This window comes from Actinopolymorpha sp. B17G11 (assembly GCF_040196095.1).
GTDB lineage: Bacteria > Actinomycetota > Actinomycetes > Propionibacteriales > Actinopolymorphaceae > Thermasporomyces.
In genome coordinates this window covers 75,149-98,940 of the sequence record NZ_JBEFTW010000025.1, presented here as the reverse complement: position 1 = coordinate 98,940, position 23,792 = coordinate 75,149, and the positions used below count along the sequence as shown (strand labels likewise).

At 70.8% G+C, this 23,792-nt stretch carries 23 protein-coding genes; 9 read left to right on the top strand and 14 right to left on the bottom strand.

Features of this window, described 5'->3' with window-relative positions; all coding sequences use genetic code 11:
* Positions 1–30: 30 nt before the first annotated feature.
* The 5 genes from ABN028_RS23420 (at position 31) to ABN028_RS23400 (ending at position 3,600) form a co-directional block, all read left to right on the top strand.
* Entirely contained in the window at positions 31–333 is a 303-nt protein-coding gene (locus ABN028_RS23420; protein ID WP_349698115.1) for a DUF6457 domain-containing protein, read from the top strand.
* Between the two features lie 22 nt (positions 334–355).
* Positions 356–1,525 carry a potassium channel family protein gene (locus ABN028_RS23415; protein WP_349698114.1) on the top strand — a complete coding sequence of 390 codons (1,170 nt, stop codon included), beginning with the start codon at positions 356–358 and terminating at the stop codon, positions 1,523–1,525.
* Positions 1,526–1,531: 6 nt separating this feature from the next.
* On the top strand, positions 1,532–2,521 hold the full coding sequence (locus ABN028_RS23410; protein ID WP_349698133.1) for an NAD(P)H-quinone oxidoreductase: 990 nt from the start codon (positions 1,532–1,534) through the stop codon (positions 2,519–2,521).
* 207 nt (positions 2,522–2,728) lie between these two features.
* On the top strand, positions 2,729–2,899 hold the full coding sequence (locus ABN028_RS23405; RefSeq protein ID WP_349330437.1) for a hypothetical protein: 171 nt from the start codon (positions 2,729–2,731) through the stop codon (positions 2,897–2,899).
* A 191-nt stretch (positions 2,900–3,090) separates the two neighbouring features.
* The gene (locus ABN028_RS23400) at positions 3,091–3,600 is read left to right on the top strand and encodes a bacterial proteasome activator family protein (RefSeq protein WP_502877623.1); all 510 of its coding nucleotides are present in this window, start codon (positions 3,091–3,093) and stop codon (positions 3,598–3,600) included.
* Between the two features lie 26 nt (positions 3,601–3,626).
* On the opposite strand, the gene ABN028_RS23395 is transcribed toward ABN028_RS23400, so the two are convergent.
* A complete protein-coding gene (locus tag ABN028_RS23395) occupies positions 3,627–4,472 on the bottom strand; it encodes an HAD family hydrolase (RefSeq protein ID WP_349330436.1) in 846 nt (281 codons plus the stop codon).
* A 76-nt stretch (positions 4,473–4,548) separates the two neighbouring features.
* On the opposite strand from ABN028_RS23395, the gene ABN028_RS23390 reads away from it, so the two are divergent.
* Positions 4,549–5,034 (top strand): NUDIX domain-containing protein, encoded by a 486-nt coding sequence (locus ABN028_RS23390; RefSeq protein WP_349330435.1) that lies wholly within the window; start codon positions 4,549–4,551, stop codon positions 5,032–5,034.
* Between the two features lie 12 nt (positions 5,035–5,046).
* On the opposite strand, the gene ABN028_RS23385 is transcribed toward ABN028_RS23390, so the two are convergent.
* The 7 genes from ABN028_RS23385 to serS all read right to left on the bottom strand — a co-directional run bounded on the left by ABN028_RS23385 (position 5,047) and on the right by serS (position 11,758).
* The gene (locus ABN028_RS23385) at positions 5,047–5,754 is read right to left on the bottom strand and encodes a hypothetical protein (RefSeq protein WP_349698113.1); all 708 of its coding nucleotides are present in this window, start codon (positions 5,752–5,754) and stop codon (positions 5,047–5,049) included.
* 176 nt (positions 5,755–5,930) lie between these two features.
* The gene (gene metG, locus ABN028_RS23380) at positions 5,931–7,484 is read right to left on the bottom strand and encodes a methionine--tRNA ligase (RefSeq protein ID WP_349698112.1); all 1,554 of its coding nucleotides are present in this window, start codon (positions 7,482–7,484) and stop codon (positions 5,931–5,933) included.
* A 314-nt stretch (positions 7,485–7,798) separates the two neighbouring features.
* Complete coding sequence (locus tag ABN028_RS23375; RefSeq protein WP_349698111.1) at positions 7,799–8,383, bottom strand: P-loop NTPase family protein; 585 nt, start codon at positions 8,381–8,383, stop codon at positions 7,799–7,801.
* A 72-nt stretch (positions 8,384–8,455) separates the two neighbouring features.
* Entirely contained in the window at positions 8,456–8,899 is a 444-nt protein-coding gene (locus ABN028_RS23370) for an NUDIX hydrolase (RefSeq protein ID WP_349698110.1), read from the bottom strand.
* Positions 8,900–8,916: 17 nt separating this feature from the next.
* Complete coding sequence (locus ABN028_RS23365; RefSeq protein WP_349330430.1) at positions 8,917–9,198, bottom strand: GntR family transcriptional regulator; 282 nt, start codon at positions 9,196–9,198, stop codon at positions 8,917–8,919.
* Positions 9,199–9,560: 362 nt separating this feature from the next.
* Positions 9,561–10,487 carry an HAD family hydrolase gene (locus ABN028_RS23360; RefSeq protein WP_349698109.1) on the bottom strand — a complete coding sequence of 309 codons (927 nt, stop codon included), beginning with the start codon at positions 10,485–10,487 and terminating at the stop codon, positions 9,561–9,563.
* Positions 10,484–11,758 carry a serine--tRNA ligase gene (gene serS / locus ABN028_RS23355; RefSeq protein WP_349698108.1) on the bottom strand — a complete coding sequence of 425 codons (1,275 nt, stop codon included), beginning with the start codon at positions 11,756–11,758 and terminating at the stop codon, positions 10,484–10,486. The genes ABN028_RS23360 and serS overlap by 4 nt, the downstream gene beginning before the upstream one ends.
* A 167-nt stretch (positions 11,759–11,925) precedes the next feature.
* On the opposite strand from serS, the gene ABN028_RS23350 reads away from it, so the two are divergent.
* On the top strand, positions 11,926–13,635 hold the full coding sequence (locus ABN028_RS23350; protein ID WP_349698107.1) for a bifunctional phosphatase PAP2/diacylglycerol kinase family protein: 1,710 nt from the start codon (positions 11,926–11,928) through the stop codon (positions 13,633–13,635).
* Here the strand turns inward: ABN028_RS23350 and ABN028_RS23345 are convergent.
* The 3 genes from ABN028_RS23345 to ABN028_RS23335 form a co-directional block, all read right to left on the bottom strand.
* Entirely contained in the window at positions 13,632–16,976 is a 3,345-nt protein-coding gene (locus tag ABN028_RS23345) for a sacsin N-terminal ATP-binding-like domain-containing protein (RefSeq protein ID WP_349698106.1), read from the bottom strand. The genes ABN028_RS23350 and ABN028_RS23345 overlap by 4 nt on opposite strands.
* A gap of 119 nt (positions 16,977–17,095) precedes the next feature.
* Positions 17,096–17,455 (bottom strand): cupin domain-containing protein, encoded by a 360-nt coding sequence (locus ABN028_RS23340; RefSeq protein WP_349330425.1) that lies wholly within the window; start codon positions 17,453–17,455, stop codon positions 17,096–17,098.
* On the bottom strand, positions 17,455–18,576 hold the full coding sequence (locus ABN028_RS23335) for a phosphotransferase enzyme family protein (protein ID WP_349698105.1): 1,122 nt from the start codon (positions 18,574–18,576) through the stop codon (positions 17,455–17,457). Before ABN028_RS23335 ends, ABN028_RS23340 begins: the two co-directional genes overlap by 1 nt.
* 134 nt (positions 18,577–18,710) lie before the next feature.
* On the opposite strand from ABN028_RS23335, the gene ABN028_RS23330 reads away from it, so the two are divergent.
* Entirely contained in the window at positions 18,711–19,250 is a 540-nt protein-coding gene (locus ABN028_RS23330) for a hypothetical protein (protein WP_349698104.1), read from the top strand.
* The gene (locus ABN028_RS23325) at positions 19,220–20,236 is read left to right on the top strand and encodes a PKD domain-containing protein (RefSeq protein ID WP_349698103.1); all 1,017 of its coding nucleotides are present in this window, start codon (positions 19,220–19,222) and stop codon (positions 20,234–20,236) included. Before ABN028_RS23330 ends, ABN028_RS23325 begins: the two co-directional genes overlap by 31 nt.
* A gap of 218 nt (positions 20,237–20,454) precedes the next feature.
* Here ABN028_RS23325 and pheA read toward each other — a convergent pair whose 3' ends face one another.
* The 3 genes from pheA to gnd all read right to left on the bottom strand — a co-directional run bounded on the left by pheA (position 20,455) and on the right by gnd (position 23,773).
* Complete coding sequence (gene pheA / locus ABN028_RS23320) at positions 20,455–21,390, bottom strand: prephenate dehydratase (RefSeq protein WP_349698102.1); 936 nt, start codon at positions 21,388–21,390, stop codon at positions 20,455–20,457.
* A 380-nt stretch (positions 21,391–21,770) separates the two neighbouring features.
* Positions 21,771–22,214 (bottom strand): RpiB/LacA/LacB family sugar-phosphate isomerase, encoded by a 444-nt coding sequence (locus tag ABN028_RS23315; protein WP_349330420.1) that lies wholly within the window; start codon positions 22,212–22,214, stop codon positions 21,771–21,773.
* A 44-nt stretch (positions 22,215–22,258) separates the two neighbouring features.
* A complete protein-coding gene (gene gnd / locus ABN028_RS23310) occupies positions 22,259–23,773 on the bottom strand; it encodes an NADP-dependent phosphogluconate dehydrogenase (protein ID WP_349698101.1) in 1,515 nt (504 codons plus the stop codon).
* Positions 23,774–23,792 lie beyond the last annotated feature (19 nt).

The window sequence follows — 23,792 nt, the reverse complement described above, 5'->3', positions numbered from 1 at the left end:
GACGGCTGAGATCGAACGAAAGGGTTGACCGTGCTCACCGACTGGGTCCAGGAACTGTCCACGGCTCTGGATATCACTCCGCCATCCGGCCCGCCCGACCCGTCCCACCCGTCCGACCCGGACGCCGACCTCGTGAACCTCGTCCTCGACCTTGCCCGAGACGCGGCGCATGCGGTCGACCGGCCGGCGGCGCCCTTGACGACGTTCCTCGTCGGCTATGCGGCTGCCCAACGTGGCGGCGGGTCCACGAGTCTCGCCGCCTGCGCCGCCGTCGCCCGCGACCTCGCGGCCACCTGGGAACACCGGGCGGTGGGTGGCACCACGGAGTCCTGACCTCGGCTACTGTCGTCCCGCCATGTCCACATCCCGCCTGTCCAGCGTGTCGTCCGCGTCGGCCCGCCTGCCGGACGTTCGGCTTCCAGCCGCCTACGTGTCGCCGCTGCGTCAGATCGGGACCAGGATCGTCGCCGCCCTCGTCCTGCTGATGCTCGTGGTTCTCGTCGTCTACCTCGGCCGTGACGGCTACCGGGACAGCGGCGACCCCGAAGGTCAGCTCAGCCTGCTCGACGCGTTGTACTACGCAACGGTCAGCCTCACCACCACCGGCTACGGCGACATCACGCCGGTGACCCCCGGCGCGCGTCTCGTCAACATCCTGCTCGTCACGCCGCTGCGGGTCGCGTTCCTGATCGTCCTGGTCGGGACCACACTGGAGGTGCTGGCGACGCGGAGCCGCGAGCAGTGGCGCATCTCGCGATGGAGGAGTCGGTTGCGCGATCACACAATCGTCGTCGGATTCGGTACGAAGGGCCGCAGCGCGGTCGACACCCTGGTCAACGGCGGAATACCGCCCGAGCAGATCGTCATCGTCGACCCGCAGCAGTCCGCCATCAACGAGGCCAACGCCGCCGGGCTCGGCGGCATCGTCGGCGACGCCACCCGTGCCGACGTCCTGCGCCGGGTCGAGACGCAGACGGCGAGCCGGGTCATCGTCACCACCCACCGCGACGACGCCGCCGTCCTGGTCACCCTCACCGCCCGCCAGCTCAACCCCGACGCCACGGTCGTGGTCGCGGTCCGCGAGGCAGAGAACATCCCGCTGCTCCGGCAGAGCGGCGCCGACATCACCGTCACGTCCTCGGACGCGGTCGGCCGGATCATGGGCCTGTCGACGGTGAGTCCGGCACTCGGCGCCGTGCTCGAGGACCTGCTCACCTACGGCGACGGCCTCGAAGTGGCCGAGCGCGCGGTGCTGCCCCGCGAGGAGGGCTGCTCGCCGCGCCAACTCGACGACGTCGCGGTGGCCGTCGTCCGAGACGGCGAGGTCTACCGCTACTACGACCCCACCGTCTCCCAACTGCTGCGCGGCGACCACGTGGTCGTCGTACGCCCGGCCCAGGAACTGCCCTGGGCGCCGCGACCAGGCGCCAACGGCGACGACGACGCGATCGCGCCCGACGAGGAGGGGGATGGTCCGGGCCGGCCGGGTTCGTCGACCGACGACCGTCCCAGTCCGGGGAGCTGATCGATGATGCGGGCAGTCGTGGCGACCGGCACAGGCGGTCCGGAGGTCCTCACCGTCGCCGAGGTGCCAGATCCTGCACCCCCAGGCCCCGGCGAGGTCGCGATCGCGGTCACGGCGGCCGGCGTCAACCGCCCCGACCTGGTGCAGCGTCAGGGCAACTATCCGCCGCCGCCCGGCGCGTCCGAGATCCTCGGCCTGGAGTGCTCCGGCCGGGTCGCCGAGGTCGGCCCAGACGTGCAGAACCTCGCACCTGGTGCCGAGGTGTGCGCCCTGCTGGCGGGCGGCGGCTACGCCGAGCGGGTCGTCGCATCCGCCGGTCTGGTCCTCCCCCGCCCCGAGGGCGTCTCGCTGGTCGAGGCCGCGGCACTTCCCGAAACCGTCTGCACCGTCTGGTCCAACGTCTTCATGCTGGCCGGCCTGCGTCCCGACGAGACGCTGCTGGTCCACGGTGGCGCGAGCGGGATCGGTACGACGGCGATCCAGCTCGGGCGCGCCCTCGGTGCCCGGGTGCTCGCCACTGTCGGCGGTGCGGAGAAGGCCGCACGCTGCCTGGAGCTCGGCGCCTCGGCGGTCGCCAGCTACCGCCAGGAGGACTTCGTCGAGTTCGTCCGGCGTGAGACCGATGGCCACGGTGCCGACGTGATCCTCGACATCGTGGGAGCTCCGTACCTTGCCCGCAACCTTGACGCGCTGGCCACCGCGGGACGGCTGGTCGTCATCGGGCTGCAGGGCGGTCGCCGGGGCGACATCGACCTCGGCACGCTGCTCGCCAAGCGGGGCGCGGTCCTTGCGACCACGCTGCGTGGACGCCCGCTCCCGGAGAAGGCCGCGATCGTGGCCAGCGTCGCCGAGCACGTCTGGCCGCTGGTCGCGGACGGCCACCTCCGCCCGGTGATCGACCGGGTTCTTCCGCTCGACGAAGCCGCCGAAGCCCACCGCGTCCTGGAGGCGAGCGAGCACGTCGGCAAGGTCCTTCTCGCCGTCGCGGCAGGCTGAGTGCGCGCTCGGACCGGATGATCCAGTCTGGGTGGCTTGTCGGAATTCGGTCAGATTCTGGTGGCCTCGGGGAAACCGTTCGGGCGGTTCGCCGCGTCGTAGCCAGATAGCCATGGCACGCCGTGCCACTCCCGTCGCGCGCGGTGTGGCCGCACGGGACGCGTACGCGATGCCAGGTAGTTCGGCAATGAGGGAGGCAGGCGACCGATGAACATCGACCACGCACTGAGGGAACGCCGGCTCGCCCGCATCCGGATCCGCGCCGAGGTGGCCCGCAGGCGTTCCGAACGCATGCGCACCGGACAGCGAGCGGGCGGCCGGTCCGCTGGATCGGTCCGTACCTACACACCCGGTGGTTCTCCGGGATCGGGCTCCTGACCTGGGCAGGCGTCAGCTCTGACCTGGGCAGTTCCTACCGTGGCGTCCTCGTCGAGGGGGCCGTCCTCGCATTGCGTACGACATGGGGTAAGGATGGGGCCATGACCGATGCTCCCCAGAGCCCTGGCGTCCCCCACGACGAGGACAGCGACGGGCAGGACAAGCAACGCCGCGACGAGTCTCCCCGCGTCATGATCGTCGGTCCGGACGGCATGGCGGTGGAGGGTCCGCCCGCCAAGGAGTCCGACGGCGACGACGAGGAACGCTCGGTCACCGACCTTGTCGAACAGCCGGCCAAGGTGATGCGGATCGGCAGCATGATCAAGCAACTGCTCGACGAAGTGAAGGCCGCCCCGCTCGACGAGGCGAGCCGGCAGCGGCTACGCCAGATCCACAAGTCGTCCATCTCCGAACTCGAGAAGGGCCTCGCCCCCGAGTTGGTGGAGGAGCTGGAGCGGCTGTCGCTACCGTTCGACGAGGGTACGGTGCCGAGCGAAGCGGAGCTTCGGGTCGCGCAGGCGCAGCTGGTCGGTTGGCTCGAAGGCCTCTTCCACGGGATCCAGACCGCGTTGTTCGCGCAACAGATGGCGGCGCGGGCACAGCTCGAGCAGATGCGGCGGACGCTGCCGCCGGGTACCCCGATCCCCCCGCAGATGCAGCCGCCGGCCGACCACGACCGCCCGGGCGGCATGTACCTCTAGACGGTACGCAGAGGCTGAGGCCTCGCTCATACCGTCGAGAAGCCGAACAGCTTGTCGAGGACGGCTGCGACGCCATCGTCGTCGTTGCCGGGGCACCGGCGCTCGACCGCTGCCAGCACGTCGGGGTGCGCGCCGGCCATGGCATAGGCCGTGCCTGCCCATGACAGCATCGCCAGGTCGTTGGGCATGTCACCGAACGCCACCACCTCCTCCGCCGAGACACCCCGCTCGGCGCAGAACGCGGCAAGGGTGGTCGCCTTCGACACCCCGGGCGCGGAGATCTCGAGCAGTCCGGCACCTCCGGAGTACGTCAGCTCGGCCAGGTCTCCGGCGACCTCACTGGCCTTGGCGAACAGCACGTCCGCGTCATGCCCGTTGTGCTTGGCCAGCAGTTTGACGGCCGGCTGGCTGCCGAACAGTTCCGTGACCTCTCCGACAAAGGTCTGGCTGGCGAAGTCGCCGAGTGGTTCGTACGTCTGCTCGTGACCGAACGTCTCACCGAACTCCACCCCGAAGCTCACCCCGGGTATCGCCGCCCGAATGGCGTCGACGACCGCGAGCCCGATCTCGGGAGCGAGAGGATAGCTGTCGACGACGCTCTCCTTGTGCAGGTCGTAGACAAGGGCTCCGTTGGAGCAGACCGCGATGCCGCGGTGTCCGGTGGCGTCGGCGATGTGGCGGAGCCACCGGGGCGGCCTGCCGGTGGCGAACACCACCGTGGTGCCGGAATCCTCGACGCGGGCGAGGGTACGGCGGGTCCTGGGCGACACCGTTCCGTCCGTACGCAGAAGAGTGCCGTCGAGGTCGCTCGCCACCAGCCGAGGCCGACCGGCGCTCGGGGGGCGGTGCGGGCGCAGAGGTGGCGACGACATACCCCCATCCTGTCAAGTACGGAAACCCGCTCCGTCCCGGACCTGGCCGCGGGAGATCACAGCTACCGTTGCCGGCGTGGGATTCGAAGGGTCATACCTGTGGCGGCTGCGGCAGAAGGTCGGCAACGAGCTCCTCCTCCTTCCGGGTGCTGAGGTCCTGGCCTTCGACGACGCTGAACGCTTGCTGCTGATGCGGCGTGCGGATACCGGGCGATGGTCGGTGCCAGGCGGTTGCGCTGAGCCTGGTTCTACGTTCGCGCAGACGGCGATCCGTGAACTCGAGGAGGAGACCGGCCTTCGCGCCGATCCTTCTGGTCTCGAGCCGTTCGCCAGTGTTTCCGATTCGACGACGACGTACCCGAACGGTGACAAGGTGCAGGCGTTCGTCATGTGTTTCGCTGTCTTCAGGTGGACCGGCGCGCTGACGCCGTGCGATGGTGAGGCGCTGGAGCTGAGCTTCTTCGCGCCGCAGGAACTGCCCGACGATCGGAACCCGTACGTCGACGAGGCGCTCTCCCTATGGAACGCGTACCGGAAGAACGGACGGTTCCAGGCCTGCTGAGCTGGCAGCGCGTCAGCTGACGGCCCGCTCCAATCGGGCGGCTGCCTTCGGCGCCACCTCGTCGGCGACCTCGCGTGCCTCGTCCTCGCTGGTCGACCAGACGTAGACGGCACTGACCAGGTCGCCCCTGCGCTGGTAGACCGCAAGGTAGGAGTAGTCGGTACCGCTCTTCCGGCTGTCCTGACCACGCCACGCGAACGCGTCGCCGAGGGTACCGGTCGGCGGATCGACCACCTCGACGTCCGCCATCTCGCCCTGGCTGTGCTCCCAACCGTCGCAGCCCCCGACCGCCTTCTTGATCTCCGCGAACGCCGCCTTGCCCTTGCCGGGCTGGTAGGCGACCGCTTCGTTGCTCACCACGAGCTCGGCCACGTTCGCCGACTTCCAGAAGAAGTCCTGGTTGCGGGCGAGCCGGTCACCATCGGCCGCCGACTTCCGCGCGCAGATGTCGTTGGTCGGTGCGTCGAGGGAGTCGTCCTGGTCCTGGACCTCCACCTCGCGGCCGACGTCACCTTCGCCCAGCACGATGACACCTATCGCGGCCTTCAGCTCCGCCGCGGTCATCTTCCGTTCGGGCTTCGGCTTGTCACCGACCGGCTTCGCCGCTGGCTTGTCGGACCGGGAGGCGGTCTCGGGAGACCCCTGCTCGTCCGAGCTGCAGCCGGCCAGCATCACCACACCGACCGCGAGCACGGAAAGGACATATCGGGTTCTAGGCACGGGTCGGCACTCTAACGAAGATCCGCCGAGCGCCGACAGGCCCGGGCCGCCCGCGGTGCAAATGACCACGCTACCCATGCCTGTGCAAGCCGGAACAGGTGTCGGTACCTGTCCAACGACCAAAGGCATACCCAGCGTGGTCATTCGCGGCTCTCCTGCGAAGCGCGTACGCACTGTCACGGTGAGCCATGGGCCTCCACACGAGGAAACACGGGCTCGGGCGTCGGCAGTTCCCCGCCCGGACCGACGATCCTGGTCTGCGCCACCAGGCGTCCGGCGATCTCCGGCGTGAACGGTTGGAGTTCGACGGCGAGGGCCCGAAGCGCCGCCACCAGAACTCCGAGCACCGTGTCGAGCCGTAGTCCCGCGTCGCCGTCGCCGCCGCGTTCGGCTTTGGCCAGCAGCCACGGTGCGGCCTGCTCGACGTACCGGTTGGCCGCATTGACCACCGTGGTCACCGCAGCGGCCGCACCGCGCAGGTCGAACCGCTCCAGCGCGGCGTCGATCCGCGCCGGTAGTTCGGTACACGCGGACAGCAGCGGCTTCGCGTCGGTGTCGGCGTACCCGCCCTCAGGAGGCGGCGGGACGACCCCCTGCCGGTAGCGGTGCACCATGCTCACCACCCGCTGGGAAAGGTTGCCGATCCCGCCCGCCAGGTCGCGGTTGGCAGCGTCGACCAGGCGTTGAACCGTGAAGTCGGTGTCGCCGACCTTCGGCACCTTCGCGACGAGCCACCAGCGCACCGCATCCGTACCGAAGTCGGCGGCGAGCTGCGCGGGGTCGACGATGTTGCCGAGCGTCTTGCTGAGCCGGCGCCCGTTCGCGGTGAGGAAGTCGTGGACGAAGATCTCGTGCGGCAGCGGCAGTCCGGCCGACAGCAGCATCGCCGGCCAGTAGACCGCGTGGAAGCGCAGGATGTTCTTGCCGATCACGTGGACGCGCCGGTCGCTCTCGCGCCACCAGGTACGAAACGCGTCCGCGTCGGGACCGGTGCCGTAGTCGAGCGAGGTGATGTAGTTGCCGAGCGCGTCCCACCAGACGTACATCACCTGGGTCGGATCGTCGGGCACCGGAACGCCCCAGCCACGGGTGCGTTCGGCCGAACGCGAGATCGAGAAGTCCTCCAGACCGGCGGCGACGAACGCCCTGACCTCGTTGGCGCGCACGGCTGGCTCGATGCGGAGCCGCCCGCTGCCGAGGAGATCCGCCAGCTGGTCCTGGTAGCGGGACAGGCGGAAGAACCAGTTCTCCTCGCTGACCAGCTGGGGCGCGCGCTCATGGTCGGGGCAAAGGCCGTCGACCAGTTCGTCGGGCGTGTAGAACTGCTCGCAGCCGACGCAGTAGAGCCCTTCGTAGTGGCGCCGGTAGAGATCGCCCGCCTCCGCACACGCCCGCCACAGCCGCTCGGCGCCGGGACGATGACGCGGGTCGCGGCTGGTACGGATGAAGTCGTCGTACGACAGGTTCAGGGCATCGCGAAGCGACTCGAACACCGCCGCGTGGTCGTCGACGAACTCCTGCACGGGCACGCCGGCCTGCTCGGCAGCCTGGACGTTCTTGAGGGCGTTGTCGTCGGTCCCGGACTGGAGCCGGACCTGCTCACCGCGCAGGCGGCGATGTCGAGCGAGGACGTCCGCCTGGACCAGCTCCAGGGCGTGCCCGAGATGCGGGTCGGCATTGACGTAAGGAATCGACGTGGTGACGTAGTACCGCTTCGGTGCGGTGGACATCGGGCTTCCTTTCACGGGTGGTGCTCGCGAGAGGGCGCCGGCCACAGACTTTGCGGTGACATGAGAAAAGGCCCCTCCGCGAGGGGCCTTCGGGCAGTGAGTACGGCACGTAGGCGGCCCCTAGCGGGGCCGCATCATCTCCTCGGCGCCGGCGATGCGCGCCGGGCGTGGACTGTGGTGCCGGATGGTCATGGGGTGAGAATACCAGCCGGCTGAGGGTTCGCCCGCTGGTCCAGCGGACGGAGCGAGGACATGGGGACGGAGCGAGGGTGAGGGCGAGGGCGAGGGGACGGCGACCCAGCGCCCGTACTGCGTCACGCCAGCGATCGGGCGAGGTCGGCCAACCAACGCTTGGAGTCCGCCGCCGAGCGCAGTCGCACGACCCGCACCCCGGACGCGCTGAGCTCCGACAGCCGGCCCGGCAGTTCACGGCGATGCCGGCGGTGTGACTTGACCGCCCACACCAGAAGCGAGTTCCGGCCGAACAGGGCGGCCCAGTGCTCCCGGTTGCCGTTCCACAGCTCGGTCCGGCGAACGATGCGTACGACCGTCCGCCGGACGATTCTGGGGACGATCACCCACAGCGGCAGGTCCAGCCAGACCACGACGTCGGCCTGGGGCCACAGGCTTCCGCTCACCCGATCGATGTAGTTGCCGTCGAACACCCATCGCGGCCGCCGGGCGAGCTCCTCGACCGCGCTGGTGAACTCCTCAACCGGCCGCGGTGACCAGTTCGGTCCGTGAGCGAGACTGTCCAGCTCGACATGATCGGCGCCGATGAGTGGGGCGACCTCACCGGCAAGTGTGGACTTCCCGGTACCGGTGGTGCCCAACACCACCACCCGGCGCGGGGACTGCGGCTCCGCAGCCTCGTCCGCCTCCCGCCGACCCACCGCCATCGCTTGTGCTCTCCTCGCTCTCCTCGCCCCACCGGTGCCGTACGTGCCTCCTCGAGAGGAGCGTACGGGCCGTCAGGAGCGCGACGTTCCGGCACTTGCGGCAGCGAGGAGCTCCAGGGCGTGCCGCGCGTGCGCGGACAGGGTCACTCCACCGAGGTCATCCGGGGCGACCCAGGTCGCTCCGTCGGTGCTGGCGTCCCCCTGCTCGGCCCGGAGTGTCCCGCCGACGATCGTCACCTGGTAGAGCAGACGTACGCCATGGATCGAGACCCCGTCGCTGTCGTAGACGTTGGCATGGACGCCGAGCAGGGCCTCGACCCGTCCGGTGAGACCGGTCTCCTCGGCCAGCTCCCGGAGTACCGCGTCGCCCGGGTCCTCACCGTGCTGGACCCCGCCGCCGGGGAGGGTCAGAGTGCCGGGCGTACGCGACCGTCGCGACATCCGGCACAACAGCACGCGCCCCGTTTCGTCGATGGACAGGGCGTACGCACCGACCCGCTGCCGCCGCGCAGACATGGGGTCACCTATCCCCGTCACTCGCTCCGGTCACCTTTGCCGTGCGACGGGTGTTCGGCGACGAAGACTCCGCGCTGCGGCACAATGATCACCAGCCCGTCGTCCGCGAGAAGGCGGACCGCCTTCCGCACGGTGTCTCGGGCGAGGCCGAACTCCTGCACCAGCCTGGCCTCCGAGGGGATCGCACGGCCCGGCCGATAGTCCCCGCGGTCGATCCGCGCCCGCAGGATCGATGCAAGCTGTCGGTACGGCGGCACCATGTGGCCATGGTCGATCTCGGCGTCCGGTCCGAAATCCATGCCTGCAGAAGTTAGGCGTCTGGCCACGATGCTCCCCCTCCATCCACGTGCCTAGACGTGGCTAGCTCAGCTCAGCTTACGGTGCTCGCTATCGGTGCGGCGGCTGGTTGACCTGCCCGACCCCGACGCCGGCCCTCGGTCCCGGCCGCCGTACCGACCTACACCGCGAGGAGGCCGAGCAGTGCGCTGGAAGCTGGCGACATTCCTGACCTACGCCGGCCGCCAGGGGCGACCATGATCATGCGCGGACAAGCGGGCGGTTCAGGCGACGAAATTCCCCGACTTCCCGCGCATGATCATGGTTCAGCTACGCCGACATCTGGTCCGCCTCAGGCCCCTGGGAGGCCGAAGCCCTTCACGCTTCAGGGAGTGGGGACGTCGGCGAACCAACGGCGCAGCTCGACGGCCACTCCGTCCTCGTCCAGGGGCGCGGTCACGTGGTCGGCGGCCGCCAACGCCTCGGTCGCGGCGTTGCCCATCGCCACCCCGCGCCCGGCCCATCGCAGCATCTCGACGTCGTTCGTCCCGTCGCCGATGGCGAGCACGTCCTCGCGCCGGACCCCGAGCCGTTCGGCCACCTTCGCAAGGCCCGTCGCCTTGCTGACACCCTCGGGCGCGAGGTCGAGCCAGGCCGTGAAGCCGATGTAGTACGCCACACCGTGGACGCCGACCCGTTCGATCACCTCGAGGAAGTGCTCGGCCTCGATCGACGGCTCCCGCAGGATCACGCGGGTCACCGGGTCGGCAATCAGGCGTTCCAGAGGTTCGACGCTGAGCTCACCGGTGAGTTCACCCGGCGGGAACGGCGCGTTGACCCGGTATCCCACGCCCAGCTCCTCGACGGCCACCAGCACGTCCGGGAGGTGGGAGAGCAGCATCCGCAGGACCGGCGCCGCGTCGAAGGTCACGACGTCGACGAGTTCGACGTCCGGGCCGGCGGCCAGGCCCGGGTTGCCCCGCTCGATCGGGTGAGGGCGCCCATCGGGCCCGGCAGCGGGAGCGCCGTCCGGGTGCAGACGTACCGTCACCGCACCGTTGCTGCACACGAGGTACGGCAGCGACAGGTCGAAGTGCAGCGCGAGCGGCCTCGTCGCCGTGAGCCCGCGCCCGGTCGACAGAACGACGTACGCACCAGCCTCGGCCGCATGACGTACGGCAGCGTCGACGGCGGGCGTGATCTGATCCTGCACGTCGACGAGCGTCCCGTCGATGTCGAGCGCCACCAGGCGCGGTCGCCACGCCCAGGGCGGGTGGTCCGGGTCACGGTCGCTCGTCACGCGGGCCGTCACGCGAGCGGCTCCAGGTGGCTCCGCCCACCGAGGAACGGCTGCAGCGCCTTCGGGACGCGGACGCCTCCGTCGGCGTCCTGGTGGTTCTCCAGGATCGCCACGATCGTCCGGGTGGTCGCCATCGCGGTGCCGTTGAGCGTCGCCACGTGCCGGGTGCCGTCGTCGGTACGGAACCGGACGCCGAGCCGACGGGCCTGGAACTCCGTGCAGTTCGACGTCGACGTGACCTCGCGGTACCTGCCCTGTGTCGGGATCCACGCCTCGATGTCGAACTTGCGGGCGGCACTCGCGCCGAGATCGCCGGCGGCGGTGTCGATGACGCGGTAGGGCACCTCGAGCCTGTCCCAGAACTCGCGTTCCCAGGCGAGGATCCGCTGGTGCTCGGCACGTGCCTCGTCGGGATGGACGAACGAGAACATCTCGACCTTGTCGAACCAGTGCACGCGGATGATGCCCCGGGTGTCCTTGCCGTGGGACCCAGCCTCACGACGGAACGACGGGCTGAAACCCGCGTAACGCAGCGGGAGCTGGTCGGCGGCGAGGATCTCGTCCATGTGGTACGCCGCCAGCGGGACCTCCGACGTGCCGACGAGATACAGGTCGTCGCGTTCGAGCTTGTAGACGTCCTCGGCGGCCTGGCCGAGGTAGCCGGTGCCCTGCATCGCCCGCGGCTTCACCAGGGACGGCGGGATCATCGGCGTACACCCGTAGCTCATGGCCTGGTCGACCGCCATGTTGATCAGGGCCAGCTCGAGGAGGGCACCGACGCCGGTGAGGTAGTAGAACCGCGAGCCCGATACCTTCGCGCCGCGTTCGATGTCGATCGCGCCCAGCACCCGCCCCAGCTCCACGTGGTCCCGCGGCTCGAACCCCTCCGCGGTGAAGTCGCGCGGCTGGCCGACCTCGTCGAGCACGACGTAGTCGTCCTCGCCGCCGGCCGGCACCTCCGGTTCGACAAGGTTGTCGATCTGGAGCATGAGTCGGTCGTACGCCAGGGCGGCCTCGTCCTGCGCGGCCTCGGCCGCCTTCACTTCGGCGGCGAGCTGCTTCGCGCGCGCCAGCAGGGCCTGCTTCTCCTCACCGGCAGCCCGCGGGATCTGTTTGCCGAGTGTTTTCTGTTCGGACCGGAGCTGCTCGAACGCGGCGATCGACGACCGCCGGCGCTCCTCCGCGGCGAGCACCTCGTCGACCAGCTCGACGGAGGCGCCACGGCGCCGCTGACTCTCGCGTACGCGGTCAGGGTCTTCACGGAGCACCTTGGGGTCGATCACGCCTCGAGATTAACCGGGAGTACGGGAGGGTCCGCCACCGGTTTCCTCTCCGCGTGGCGACGGGCGGGTACACCTGGTGCGACCCGGCGTGGCGGCACTGCCTACCGGACGGTAGACATTGCTTCCGTGGACGCGGGTGTCGGACGTCGCGGTGGCTGGGAGAGGTCATGAGACCGCCGCATGTCGCGACTCATCGCCGTGGCCCGACTCGCCATGGCTTGTCCGGCATTGACCTGGCCGGCGGTGGCCTGAGCGGCATCGGTGCGCCGGTGGCGATCTGTGTGGGCGGCGTCGGTTTCGTCGTCCTCCTGGTCCTCGTGCAGTCCGGCTGGGCGCCGCTCGTGGGGATGGACCGGAATGTCGCGTCCGAGCTGCCCGCCGATCTCGCCGCGAATCCCGCGCTTGTCGGGCTGTTCATCGTGGTCCAGGAGCTGACGCAGCCGTGGGTGCTGCGCGGAACCGTCGTGATCGTGGCCGCACTCCTCATCCGGCGAGGGCGCGCCCACCAGGACACCATCGACCGGGGCCTCACCCCGCAGGCCTTCGTCCGGCAGGACCTCATCCGGCTCGGCTGGTGGCTCGTCGCCGTCGTCATCGCCGGCGCCGGTGCGGAGTACGTCTTCAAGTCCGCCGTCGCGCGTCCACGCCCGCAGGTCTCCGACCGACTCGTCGAGATCGACGGGCACGGCTTCCCGTCCGGGCATGCGCTGGGTTCGGCACTGTTGGTCGGCGCACTCCTCATCGTCGTGTCGCAGCTCAACGTGACCCGCCGCCTGCTGATCACCCTCTGGACCTCGGGCGCCTGCGTGGTCGTCCTCGTCGGCTTCGACCGCGTGGTCCTGGGTGTCCATCACGTCTCCGACGTCCTGGCGGGTTGGTGCCTGGCGGCGGCTCTGCTGGGGGCGACGACCGCGGCGTTCGGGATCGGCCGGGCCCGTACGCGGATCACGCGCCGGCGCGGACGCTCGCGACAGCGGGTCGCCGTGATCGTCAACCCGTCCAAGATCGACGACGCCGCGGCCTTCCGCGCACAGGTCGAACGCCACGCCACCCGCGAAGGATGGGCGACACCGCTGTGGTTCGAGACCACCCGCGACGACCCGGGCCAGGAGATGATCCGCGCCGCCGTCGACGCCGACGTCAAGCTGGTGATCGCGGCGGGCGGCGACGGGACGGTCCGCGTGGTGTGCGCCGGGCTCGCAGGTACCGGCGTACCCCTCGGGATCGTGCCGGTCGGCACCGGCAACCTGCTCGTCCGCAACCTCGGCCTGCCGCTGGACCGAGCGGCCGCGCTCCGGGTGGCGTTCACCGGGCAGGACCGGCCGCTGGACCTGGTCCGCGTCGAAGGCGACGGCGTACCGGCCGACCGGTTCGCGGTGATGGCCGGGCTCGGCCTCGACGCCGCGGTCGTGGGTGAGGCACCGCCGAAACTCAAGGCGCGGATGGGGTGGGGGGCCTACGTCGTGTCGATCGCGCGGAACCTGTCGTTCCCCGCGGTGCGCGCGGAGATCTCCGTCGATGACGAGTCGCCGGTCCGGCTCCGGGTCCGTACGGTCCTGATCGGCAACGTCGGCACCTTGCATGCCGGGCTGTCGCTGCTGCCCGACGCCCGGCCGGACGACGGGATGCTCGACGTGGTGGCCGTGGCGCCTCGCCGGCTGACCGACTGGCCGGGGCTCGCGTGGCGCGTCGTCTCCAGGTCAGCCGCCCAGGACGACCGGCTGCGCACCTGGCGCGGTGAACGGGTCGTCGTACGTTCGGTCGAAGCGTGTCCGCGGCAGCTGGACGGAGACGTCATCTCGACCGGTCACGAGCTGCGCTGCGAGGTGGAACCCGGCGTCCTCCTGGTCCGAGTTCCCAGGCGCGCAAACTTCTAGGGATCCCGCAGGACCTGCCGAGCCTCGTCGTACGCGGACTCGGTGAGGAGCTCGGCCAGGCGGTCGGGCTCGAGGAGGATCACCGTCAGCGCGTGCCGCTGGTCCCAACGGGCGGCGGCGTGGGCGAGGGCGCGGGCGAGACCTTCGCCTGTCGCGGCGTGGGCGGCCCCGCCTTCGTCGACCCACCAGTCGACCTCCTGGCCGTCGACCCGGAGGTCGTCGTGTTCCCACCATCGAGTGGGTACGCCGGGAACCAGGATGCGCGCCGCCTCGGGTACTTCCCGTTCGGCGCGCTCGTCATCGTCGTCGACCGCACCGGCCGCCGCCTCGGACGCCAGTGGCAGGTCGAGCAGGTCGGCGAGCCGTTCGGCGGCCGCGGCCGGCGCGACGACCTGGCCACCCAGATCGGTCCGCTGCATCCACATCGGACCGTCGACGACTACGGCGGCGGAACTGTCGACCACCCGAGTGCCGCTCGGGCCGGTTCCCGGGGGGTCGGTGAGGACGCGGACCTGTCGTGGCGGGGTCGGGCGCGCGTCGTCCGTCGGCGGCGCCAGGTCGGCGAACTGCGCCCAGAGCGCCAGCATGGTGGTCGCCGACACCTCGAGCGACGGATCGCTGAGCCGATCCAGGAGCGTGTGTATACCGGTGGGATCCAGGTCGGCGATCCGGCCCACCAGGCCGAGCGCGCGCCGGACACCGGTGTCCAACTCGGCAACCCACCCCGGCGGCGGGGTCAGCAGGGCGGCAACGGCCGGGTCGGCGTCCGGATCGGCGAAGTCGGTCAGCGGTACGCCGTCGATGCGGACGTGGCGGCGTAACCACCAGGCCGTGTAGGACAGCGCGGGGGTCGCGGCCCGATCCGGCCGGGCGACTGCGTGCACGCGGACCTGCTCGGTCAGGGCCCGTCGGGTGGCGCGTTCACCGGCGAGCAGCCGCAGGGTCCGCGGCCAGGCGTCGTCGCGTACGAAGTCCAGGTCCCGGACGGCGACCACCTCGTCGATCCGCGCGGCGGCGGGTCCGCCTCCCTCGCCCCGGCCCCGGTCGCCAGCCGCGCTCGACGCAGCGTCCAGGGTCTCGCCGGCCCATGCATCGATGTCGTCGAGTTCGGCGAGCTCATCCGGGAGTACGTCGAGATGGACGTCGGACGCGGTCACCACGCCGAGCGTCCTCGCCACCCCGACGGCCTCGAGGACGTCAGGACCCCACCGGTCGAGGAGTTCTGCCGCGACCGGCGTGAACTCCTCCGGGTCCAGCACCGCCTCGGCCTCGGAGCCGGGCAGGACCAGCGCGTTCGCCGCCGCCAGGTGGCCGCCCGCGTCGGACAGAAGCAGCTCCCCCAACCACGGCAACTCCCCCGGGGACAGTTCACCGGCGGAGGTCGCGGCGGCCACCAAGGCGAGTACGCCCTCGGCGACGGTCGAGTCGTCGGACTCGGCCGCGTCATGGACCGCCGCCTGCACGGCACCGTCCTCGAGGAGGACGCGCGGGCCGGCCCGCTGGGCACCCAGGCGTTCGAGGACGCCCGCTGCCGTACCCGTCGCCGCCTGCGGATGGACGAGTCGGAGTCCCGACGACGCCAGCAGGCCGAGCGCGTCATCCGACAGGCCGCCGTCGGCCGCGGTGCGATGGGTGTCCAGGCCGAGCGCCTCGTCCGGCAGGAGCAGCCCGCGCGCACCCCGGACGATGCGGCCGTCGGCCAGTGGTACCGACAGCGCGCCGAGAGCCTCCCGGCGTACCGGATCGGCGACGGTCGACCCCAACGCGGCGTAGAAGTCCCGCCACCACTCCGGCGGATGCGCGGCCGCGACACCGGAGAGCTCCTCCACGATGTCGGCCAGGGAGAGCCGTCGTACGCCGAGGGCGTCGTGGGCCGCCCGGTCACCGCGGCGCTCGGCCACCAGCCCCGCCATGAGCGGCGCCAGCGCCCGGACCACCTCGTCGTCGGCACCCTCCACGACGACCGCGTCTCGGGCCCGGATCAGCGTGTGGTCCTCGACGGTACGCAGCAGCGGGGTGTCGGGAAGCCGGCGCAGTATCGCCTCGCGAATGGCGCCGTCGAGCCGCCCGGCCGGCAGGCCCACGGGCACGAGGTGGATCACGCTCTCGCCTGCCTCGGCGCGGGTGTGGGCCAGGTCCGCGTAGGCGCGCGCCGCCTCCTCCACCAGCCGGTCGGTGAGCGGGCCCTCCGCGACATGGCGCCGGGTCGGGTCGAGCGGGAACGACGCCAGCAGCATCGCGGGCAGCGACAGCGGCTCGTCGGTCGGTGTGGGCGCGTGGACGACTGCGGGCAGATCGCCGGAGCGCGCGCCGATGCCCGCTCCACCGGCGCTCGGGCCGGTCACGCTCGGGCCGCCGAAGGGATCCACGGTCGTGGGCGTACGCGAAAGAGCCCACAGCACGGTCCACGACGGCCGGCTCCGCTCCTCGGTCGGGCGGTCGGCCAGCAGCTCCGCACGTTCAGCCGGCGTCCAGACGCCGCTGGCGCGGTGGGCGTGCCACCGCTCGCCGACGCCGGTGAGCACCCGCACGCCGTCGCCGTCCTCACCCCCACCACGGGCATCCGCACGACCGGCATCCGCACGACCGGTCTCGCCGGGGTCGATCTCGATCCGGTCCAGGTGCGGCAACGCGAGGAGCAGCGCGTCGTCGGCCTCGGCCAGCAACCGGCGTACCAGGTCAGCGGCCGCCTCGTCGCGCAACGGCAACAGCACGGCGGTGTCGAAGCCCTCCGGCGGCTCGCCGTCCGCGGCAAACGGCAGCCTCAGCACGGGGACGTGCCCGTCCCGGCGGCGCTGCTCGGCCGCCAACCCTGGGGCGGCCTCCCCGGCCTCGGCGACGAGGGCCGCGGTGTCGTCGCGGGAGAAGCGGACGCCTCCGGTACGGGAGACGATCGTCGGTTCGTCCGTCACGGCCAACACCGCCGCGAAGCCCACGCCGAAGCGACCCACGGTCAGATCCAGACCGGACGTCGGAGGGGTCGAGTCGGGCCCCGGCGTCGGGGACTCGTCCCGCTTCGCGGAAGCCCGGAGGGTGGCCAGCGCCTCGACACCGGCGGTGCTCAGAGGCGCACCGGTGTTCGCCGCGATGAGGACCGGACCGCCCGACTCGGCACGCGTCTGCGGATCGTCACGAAGCGTGAGCCTCATCCGACCGGGTACGCCGGCGCGTGCGGCCGCGTCGGCGGCGTTCTGGGCGAGCTCGACGACGAGCCGGTCGCGGTAACCGCCCAGCGCCAGGTCCTCCTCGGCATTGGCGTCCTCCCGGAACCGGACCGGCGAAGCCGACCAGGCAGCGAGCACCCGGTCGCGGGTAGCTGCCGTCGCGAAGGGATCAGTCACCCGGGTGATTATTGAACCTTTGGCGGATTCGCGCCCGTCTATCGCTGGCCAGCAGGGGTCGGCGCGCTGCGGATCAGGGGACCGCACCGCCCATGCGGCGTCGCACCCGGGCCGTTCTACTAGCCATCAGACCGGCACTCGCCGCCGTCGGGTCCCCAGAAGATCACCCAGGTCTCGAAGTCGGCGCTGAAGTCGACGAAGCGATGCTCCACGCCCGCCTTGACGAACAGCACGTCGCCCGCCTGGCAGAGCGTCTCCACACCGTCGTTGACGAACCGACTCGTGCCGCGACTGACGAGGTAGAGCTCGTCCTGGGGATGCGGGCTCTGCGTGTCGACGCCACGCGGCGCGAACAGCTCCACCCGCATCGAGCCATGCGCCAGGGCGACGACGAACGGCACGTCGCTCGTGGCCAGCGCCTGTCGCAGATCCGCGGTCCGTGCCTGCCACGCCTCGTCCCGCGCCCTCTCTTCCCGCATCAGTGCTCCTTTTCGGGACGCAGGTCGCCGTCTGTGTCGTGGACCCTATCTCCGCTGATGAATGGGCAATCGCGGGCGAGAGCGAGGACCTCCAGCAGGGCGTCGTACCGCTGGTGGGTCGCGCCCTCGGGCACCGGTCCACCGAGTTCCTCCGCGCCCGCGAGCGGTGTGGCGAACCGGCGCAGCGCTTCGCGGAGAAGCATCGGGACGACCAGCGTACGTTCGGTCGAGGTCAGCGCTCGGCCTTCGTCGTACGCCGCCACACTCGCCCGGACCTGGTCGACGTCGAGGCCACCGGAACGGCGGTGGCCACCAGGATGGACGGGGCCACCAGATTGGTCGGAACCACCCGGATGGACGTGGAACCAGTACAACGCCGACCCCAACCCGAACAACGCGGACTCGTGGTACGGCGTGAAGTCCACGATCGCCACCACCTCGTCGCCGTCATAGAGCACGTTGTCGGGTCCGATGTCGCCGTGGACGAGCTGCCGAGGCAGGGCGGCGATCTCCGGCGCGGCGGCCGCGAGCAGGGCCAACCCTTCCGCGACTGTGTTCGGATCGACCCACCTCGGCGCGTGGTCCCGTACCAGCCGAGGCAGGTTCTCGCCCAGGTACGTCGGCGACACGACGCGCGTCCAGAGAGTGTCGGCGGTCAGCCAGGCGACGGGGACCGGATCGACGGGGACCGGATCGACCGGCACGTGATCGGCGGTCAGCGGGATCGTCGCCAGCGCTTCGTCGTACGCCGCGAGGTGGCGCATCGCCCGGTCGGTCTGCCGGCGATTCGGCCGTTCGGTCATCACTGCGGTCAGGAACTCCTGGACGCAGTGGCCCGACGCGCTCACGACTGCGCCTGAGGGAGTGCGGAAGAGCCGCGCCTGTCTCACGCCCCGAGCGTTGAGGGCCCGCTCGACCACGGCGTACAGCTCCCAGTCGGGCACCCGGTAGACCGGCTTGACGACGAAGCTCCCCTGCGGGGTGGCGAGCTTGACGACCTCCGCACCCCCGCCGCGGAGCGGCTCGGCGGCGACCGGCGTACCGAGCTCGAACTCGCGGGCCACCCGCTCGAGCAACCCGGTCTGGAGACCGCTGGTCGGGCATGATCGGGAGTCATCCACACCGGCGATGCTCCCAGAACCGCTCGGCGAGCCATTTCGGCCGGCTGCCCGTAGGCGGACATCGGTGACAGTCGTACGTCATCAGGAGGCGATATCCTCCGGTGGAACGCACCGGCCGACGAGGGAGATGACGCGTGGTACGGCGGATCGTGCTGGGAGCGTTGATTCTGGTGGTGGCGAGCGCGCCGCTGACCGGTTGCGCGAACACCCCGATCACTCCCGGCTCGTCGAAGTCCGAGAAGACGCCGAAGGCGACCTCTACTCCGTCCTCACCCGCACCATCGGCCGACGCCACGTCCGAGGGCGCCGAGATCGAAGCGGTCCGTCACTACAACGACGTCTTCAACCGCGCCTTCGCCACCCTCGATCCCGATCCGCTCCTGGCCGCCGCGAGCCCTGACTGTACGAGCTGCCAGGGGACGGCCGACGTCATCACCAAGCTCGACAAGGCCGGTGGACGCTACGACGGCTTCGAGCAGAAGATCGACAAGATCGCCCTCATGTCGAAGGGCGACCGCCCGATCGTCCAGGCCGAGAGCAGCCTCAGCGCTTTCGACCTCGTCCCGCGCGCCGGCGCCAAGCCGGAGCCACAGAAGGCCAGGCGGTTGTTCCTGACGTTCGAACTGGAGAAAAGAGGGGACTCGTGGACCGTCGCGCAGATCACCCAGGGCTAGGTGACCGCACCCCGTTCACAGGCTTCAGCTTCGGGTTCACCTCGCTCGCGCGCGCTCGCAGGTCCCGGTTGCGGCGGTCTCGCACGCTGGGTTCCCGCTCACAAGCGTCCCGATCACACGGGACCCACTCGGTCCGGGCGGGTGCGCTGGCGACCGGCCTCCTCACGGCTCTGGTCCTCGTGCTGAGCGGTCTCGTCACCGCACCTGCCGCCGCGGAAGTCTGCGAGAACGGCCGCGACCCGGTGACCGGACAGTGCCAGATCGGGATCCCCACGCCCGACCCCGATCCCGACCCGGAGCCCGGCGGCGAGCCGGCTCCCGAACCGACCCCGGGTCAGACGAAGACGGCCCACGACTACCGCAATCCCTGCGACGAGGTCGGCGTCGGTTGCGGTGTGCTCGCACCATGTCCAGGTGACGACCCGGTGCGTTACAACCACTACGTACGCCAGGAGATGTGGAACGGAAGCGCCTGGGTCCCGCAGGGTCCGTGGCAGCTGCAACCGCCGCCGGTCTGTATGCCGGACCAGGAGCCTGCCCGGCCGACCGAGCAGCAGGTCATCGACGCAATCGTGGAGTTCGGGCTGCCGGGCGGCCGGACCGAGCTGAACCCGCCGGGCGGGCGCACGCTGATCAACCTGCCGACCAACTTCTACACCACCCGCGGTGCCATCGATCCATTCAACCTTCCCGTCGGCCCGTTCACGGTCCAGGTCAGAGCGACACCGGAGTCCTACGAATGGCACTTCGGCGGTGGTGAGTCCCGGACCACGTCGACGCCGGGCGCGCCGTACCCGGACGGGACCGTCCTGCACACGTACGACACGACGGGGACCTACCAGGTGTCGGTGACTGTGCACTACCAGGTCGACTGGCAGTTCGGCGGGGACGGCTGGCAGACGATCGCCAACCCGATCCAGGCGCAGGACAGCCCGTCCGTCGACCTCACAGTGGTCGAGTCGCGGGCCGTGCTCCGCAAGAACTGATCCCGACCCGCCTCACCCGGCCCGCCGAGCCTGACGAGCCCGCCGAGCCTGACGGCGAATGACCACGCTGAGCAGGTCTTTGGTATCCGGCGGGGCGTCGATGCCTAGCTCGGATACCACACGCCTGCTCAGCGTGGTCATTTGCGCATCGCCTGCGCCCCCAGGTGACCGGCCACCTTTCCTCGCCGTGTCCGCGGCGGCGGTTGTGTGGTTCGGGGTTACCGGCCTTCCTTGAGTTGGGCGAGCCATGAAGCCGCGCTCTCGAAGTCGGCGTCGGTCGTTCCCACCCGCAGGTTGGGTCGGGCGCCGTCGGCGCGAGGATAGGACCCGAGGAAGCGAACATCGGCGCACACCCGACGCAATCCCATCAACGCCTCTCCGACCCGCGCTTCGGCAACGTGCCCCTCGCAGTCGATCGAGAAGCAGTAGCGCCCGAGGCCGTCGCCGGTCGGCCGGGACTCGATCCGGGTCAGGTTCACCCCGCGTACGGCGAACTCCTCCAGGATCTCCAGCAACGCGCCCGGGTGGTCGTCGCGGATGAACGCCACCATGGACGTCTTGTCCGACCCGGTGGGCGACGGTAGCGGGCCGGGCCGAGCGACGAGAACGAACCGGGTCACGGCGTCCCGCACATCCTCGATCTCCTCGGCGAGCGCCACCAGCGGATAGTGCTCGGCGGCGATCGGCGACGCGATCGCGGCGTCGAACTCCGAGCCCGGTTCGGCGACGGCGGCAGCCGCGACGGCATTGGACGACGCGAGCATCACCTCGGCCTGCGGCAGGTGCGCCGCCAGCCACCTGCGGCACTGGGCCGCGGAGTGCGGGTGCGTGGTGATCCGCTTGCAGTCGGCGAGCTGCGTGCCAGGGCGGGCGAGCAGAGCGAACGACACGGGCAGCAGGATCTCGCGGGTGATCACGAGGTGACCGCCGGCGAGGGTGTCGAGGGTGACCGACACCGCGCCCTCGACGGAGTTCTCGATGGGGACGACGGCCCCTTCTGCCTCTCCGTTGCGTACGGCGTCGAGCGCGGCGGGCACGGTGGCGAGGGGGATGGGATCCACCCGCGCGATCTCCGGCAGGGTCCGCAGGGCGGCCTCGGTGAAGGTGCCCTCGGGCCCGAGGTAGGCGTAGCGCGGCGATGGGGTTCCGGTCACGCTGTCGAGCGTAGAGCCAGCCGCGAGCCGCGCCCGCATCGACCCGCCCTCGTACCTCGTCGTGTCGCCACACGATTGGTCTGGCTCACAGGCGCCTGATCAGCTCGGGCGTACGCACCAAAGCGTCCCTAGCGCCCGGAATCCTCACGCCGGTCTCACGAGGACCCCTCACACGAACCTATTGGATCAAGGCGCCCCTCATCGCAACGCCGATTGGATCAAGGCGCCCCTCACCCGAACGCCCGTTGCGCGATGGCGCCCCGCACCCAGACGCCGATTGCCAGAAGGTGCCCCTCATCCCAAAAGAACAGCCGCGCGGGCCCGGGCCGGGCGCGGCCGACCAGGCTCGCCCAGCGCCGCCGAAAGGGAAACGCCGTCGTTCAGCGAGCGGCGATCTCGTCGACGTGTGTGACGTTGGCGCGGTTGTCGGCGTCCTCGCTCGCGCTTCCCGCGAACCACGCGTCGAGGATCTCGCCCAGCAGCGGTTCGGACACGACCCGCAGACTCAGCGCCAGGACGTTGGCGTCGTTCCAGCGCCGAGCGCCGTCGGCGGTGTAGGCGTCGGCACACAAGGCGGCCCGCACGCGCGGCACCTTGTTCGCCGCGATCGACGCACCGGTACCGGTCCAGCAGCACACGACCGCCTGGTCGGCCCGCCCCTCCGCCACGTCACGCGCCGCCGCCTCGCTGGCCCACGCCCAGTCATCGCGTTCGTCGGGGTTCAACGCCCCGTGCGCGACGACCTGGTGGCCGCGGCGGCGCAGCTCGTCGGCGAGGCGGACCGCAACACCTGCGGACATGTCGGAGGACACCGAGATTCGCATGTGTACGACGCTACCCCGGACGCCGGAATCAGCAGGGCCGCTCGTCAGGCCTCGGACTCGGTCTTGTCCCCGGACCAGTCGAGGTGGAAGGTGCCGTCCGCGTCGACCCGACGGTACGTATGGGCGCCGAACAAGTCCCTCAGCCCCTGCACCAACGCCGCCGGCAGCCGGTCACGCCGCAGGCCGTCGTAGTAGGCCAGCGCGGCGCTGAAGCCCGGCACCGGGACCCCCGCCGTCGCCGCGACCGACACCACCCGGCGCCAGGACTCCTGCCCGTCGCTGACCGTCTTCGCGAAGTACGGGTCGACCAGCAGCGACGGCAGGTTCGGGTTCTTTCCGTACGCCTCGCGGATCCGGTCGAGGAACCGCGCCCGGATGATGCAGCCGCCGCGCCAGATCGTGGCCATGTCGCCGAGGTCGATCTCCCAGTCGTAGGTCTGCGATCCCGCCCGGATCATGTCGAAGCCCTGCGCGTAGGCGACGACCTTGGAGGCGTACAACGCGCGGCGTACGTCGTCGATGAAGCTTTCCGGCTTGCGGTTGGTCGGCTTCCGCGCGGGCGGTGGCGCAAGCGCCTCCCGGGCGGCTGCCCGCTGCTCGGCGTGGGCGGACAGCGACCGCGCGAAGACCGCTTCGGCGATGCCCGACACGGGCGTGCCGAGGTCGAGGGCGATCTGCACGGTCCAGCGACCGGTGCCCTTCTGCTCGGCCTCGTCGAGGATCGCGTCGACCAGGGGTCCGCCGGTGCGCGGGTCGGACGTGGCGAGGACCTCGGCGGTGATCTCGATGAGGAACGACTCGAGGTCGCCTTCGTTCCAGCTCCGGAACACCTCGGCCAGCTCCTGAGGCGACCGGTCGAGGACGGTACGCAGCAGGTCGTAGGCCTCGGCGATGAGCTGCATGTCGGCGTACTCGATGCCGTTGTGGACCATCTTGACGAAGTGCCCGGCACCGTCGGGGCCGACGTGGACGCAGCACGGTGTGCCGTCGACGTTGGCCGCGATGGACTCGAGGATCGGGCCGAGCGTTTCGTAGGACTCGGGTGTGCCACCCGGCATGATGCTCGGGCCGTTGAGCGCGCCTTCCTCGCCGCCGGAGATGCCGGTGCCGACGAAGTGCAGGCCGCGTTCCCGCAGCGCGGACTCGCGCCGCCTGGTGTCGATGAAGTGCGCGTTGCCGCCGTCGACCACGATGTCGCCGGGCTCGAGAAGGTCGGCGAGCTGGTCGATCACATCGTCGGTGCCGGCGCCGGCCTGCACCATGACGATCACCGTGCGCGGCCGCTTCAGGGAGGCCACCAACTCGTCGAGGGAGGCGGCCGGAACGAACCGCCCCTCGTCGCCGTACTCCGCGACCAGCGTGTCCGTGCGCGTCTTCGTCCGGTTGTGAACGGCAACGGCGTGGCCGTGACGTGCCAGGTTGCGCGCGAGGTTACGGCCCATCGTGGCGAGCCCGGTGACCGCGATGTCGGCCAGCTGATCCCCCTGCGAGGCGGCCGCCTCGCCGCCGCTGCTCGCCACCTCGGGGGACTCGGTCGTCGTCTCCGTCGTCTCCGTCATGCCACGATCCTCTCGCCTT

Bases quoted from the DNA above. Each gene is read 5' to 3' on its own strand.
- ABN028_RS23415 (WP_349698114.1), top strand. From the start codon at position 356: ATGTCCACATCCCGCCTGTCCAGCGTGTCGTCCGCGTCGGCCCGCCTG.
- ABN028_RS23410 (WP_349698133.1), top strand. From the start codon at position 1,532: ATGCGGGCAGTCGTGGCGACCGGCACAGGCGGTCCGGAGGTCCTCACC.
- ABN028_RS23405 (WP_349330437.1), top strand. From the start codon at position 2,729: ATGAACATCGACCACGCACTGAGGGAACGCCGGCTCGCCCGCATCCGG.
- ABN028_RS23400 (WP_502877623.1), top strand. From the start codon at position 3,091: ATGATCGTCGGTCCGGACGGCATGGCGGTGGAGGGTCCGCCCGCCAAG.
- ABN028_RS23395 (WP_349330436.1), bottom strand. From the start codon at position 4,472: ATGTCGTCGCCACCTCTGCGCCCGCACCGCCCCCCGAGCGCCGGTCGG.
- metG (WP_349698112.1), bottom strand. From the start codon at position 7,484: ATGTCCACCGCACCGAAGCGGTACTACGTCACCACGTCGATTCCTTAC.
- ABN028_RS23375 (WP_349698111.1), bottom strand. From the start codon at position 8,383: ATGGCGGTGGGTCGGCGGGAGGCGGACGAGGCTGCGGAGCCGCAGTCC.
- ABN028_RS23370 (WP_349698110.1), bottom strand. From the start codon at position 8,899: ATGTCTGCGCGGCGGCAGCGGGTCGGTGCGTACGCCCTGTCCATCGAC.
- ABN028_RS23365 (WP_349330430.1), bottom strand. From the start codon at position 9,198: ATGGATTTCGGACCGGACGCCGAGATCGACCATGGCCACATGGTGCCG.
- ABN028_RS23350 (WP_349698107.1), top strand. From the start codon at position 11,926: ATGAGACCGCCGCATGTCGCGACTCATCGCCGTGGCCCGACTCGCCAT.
- ABN028_RS23340 (WP_349330425.1), bottom strand. From the start codon at position 17,455: ATGCGGGAAGAGAGGGCGCGGGACGAGGCGTGGCAGGCACGGACCGCG.
- ABN028_RS23315 (WP_349330420.1), bottom strand. From the start codon at position 22,214: ATGCGAATCTCGGTGTCCTCCGACATGTCCGCAGGTGTTGCGGTCCGC.
- gnd (WP_349698101.1), bottom strand. From the start codon at position 23,773: ATGACGGAGACGACGGAGACGACGACCGAGTCCCCCGAGGTGGCGAGC.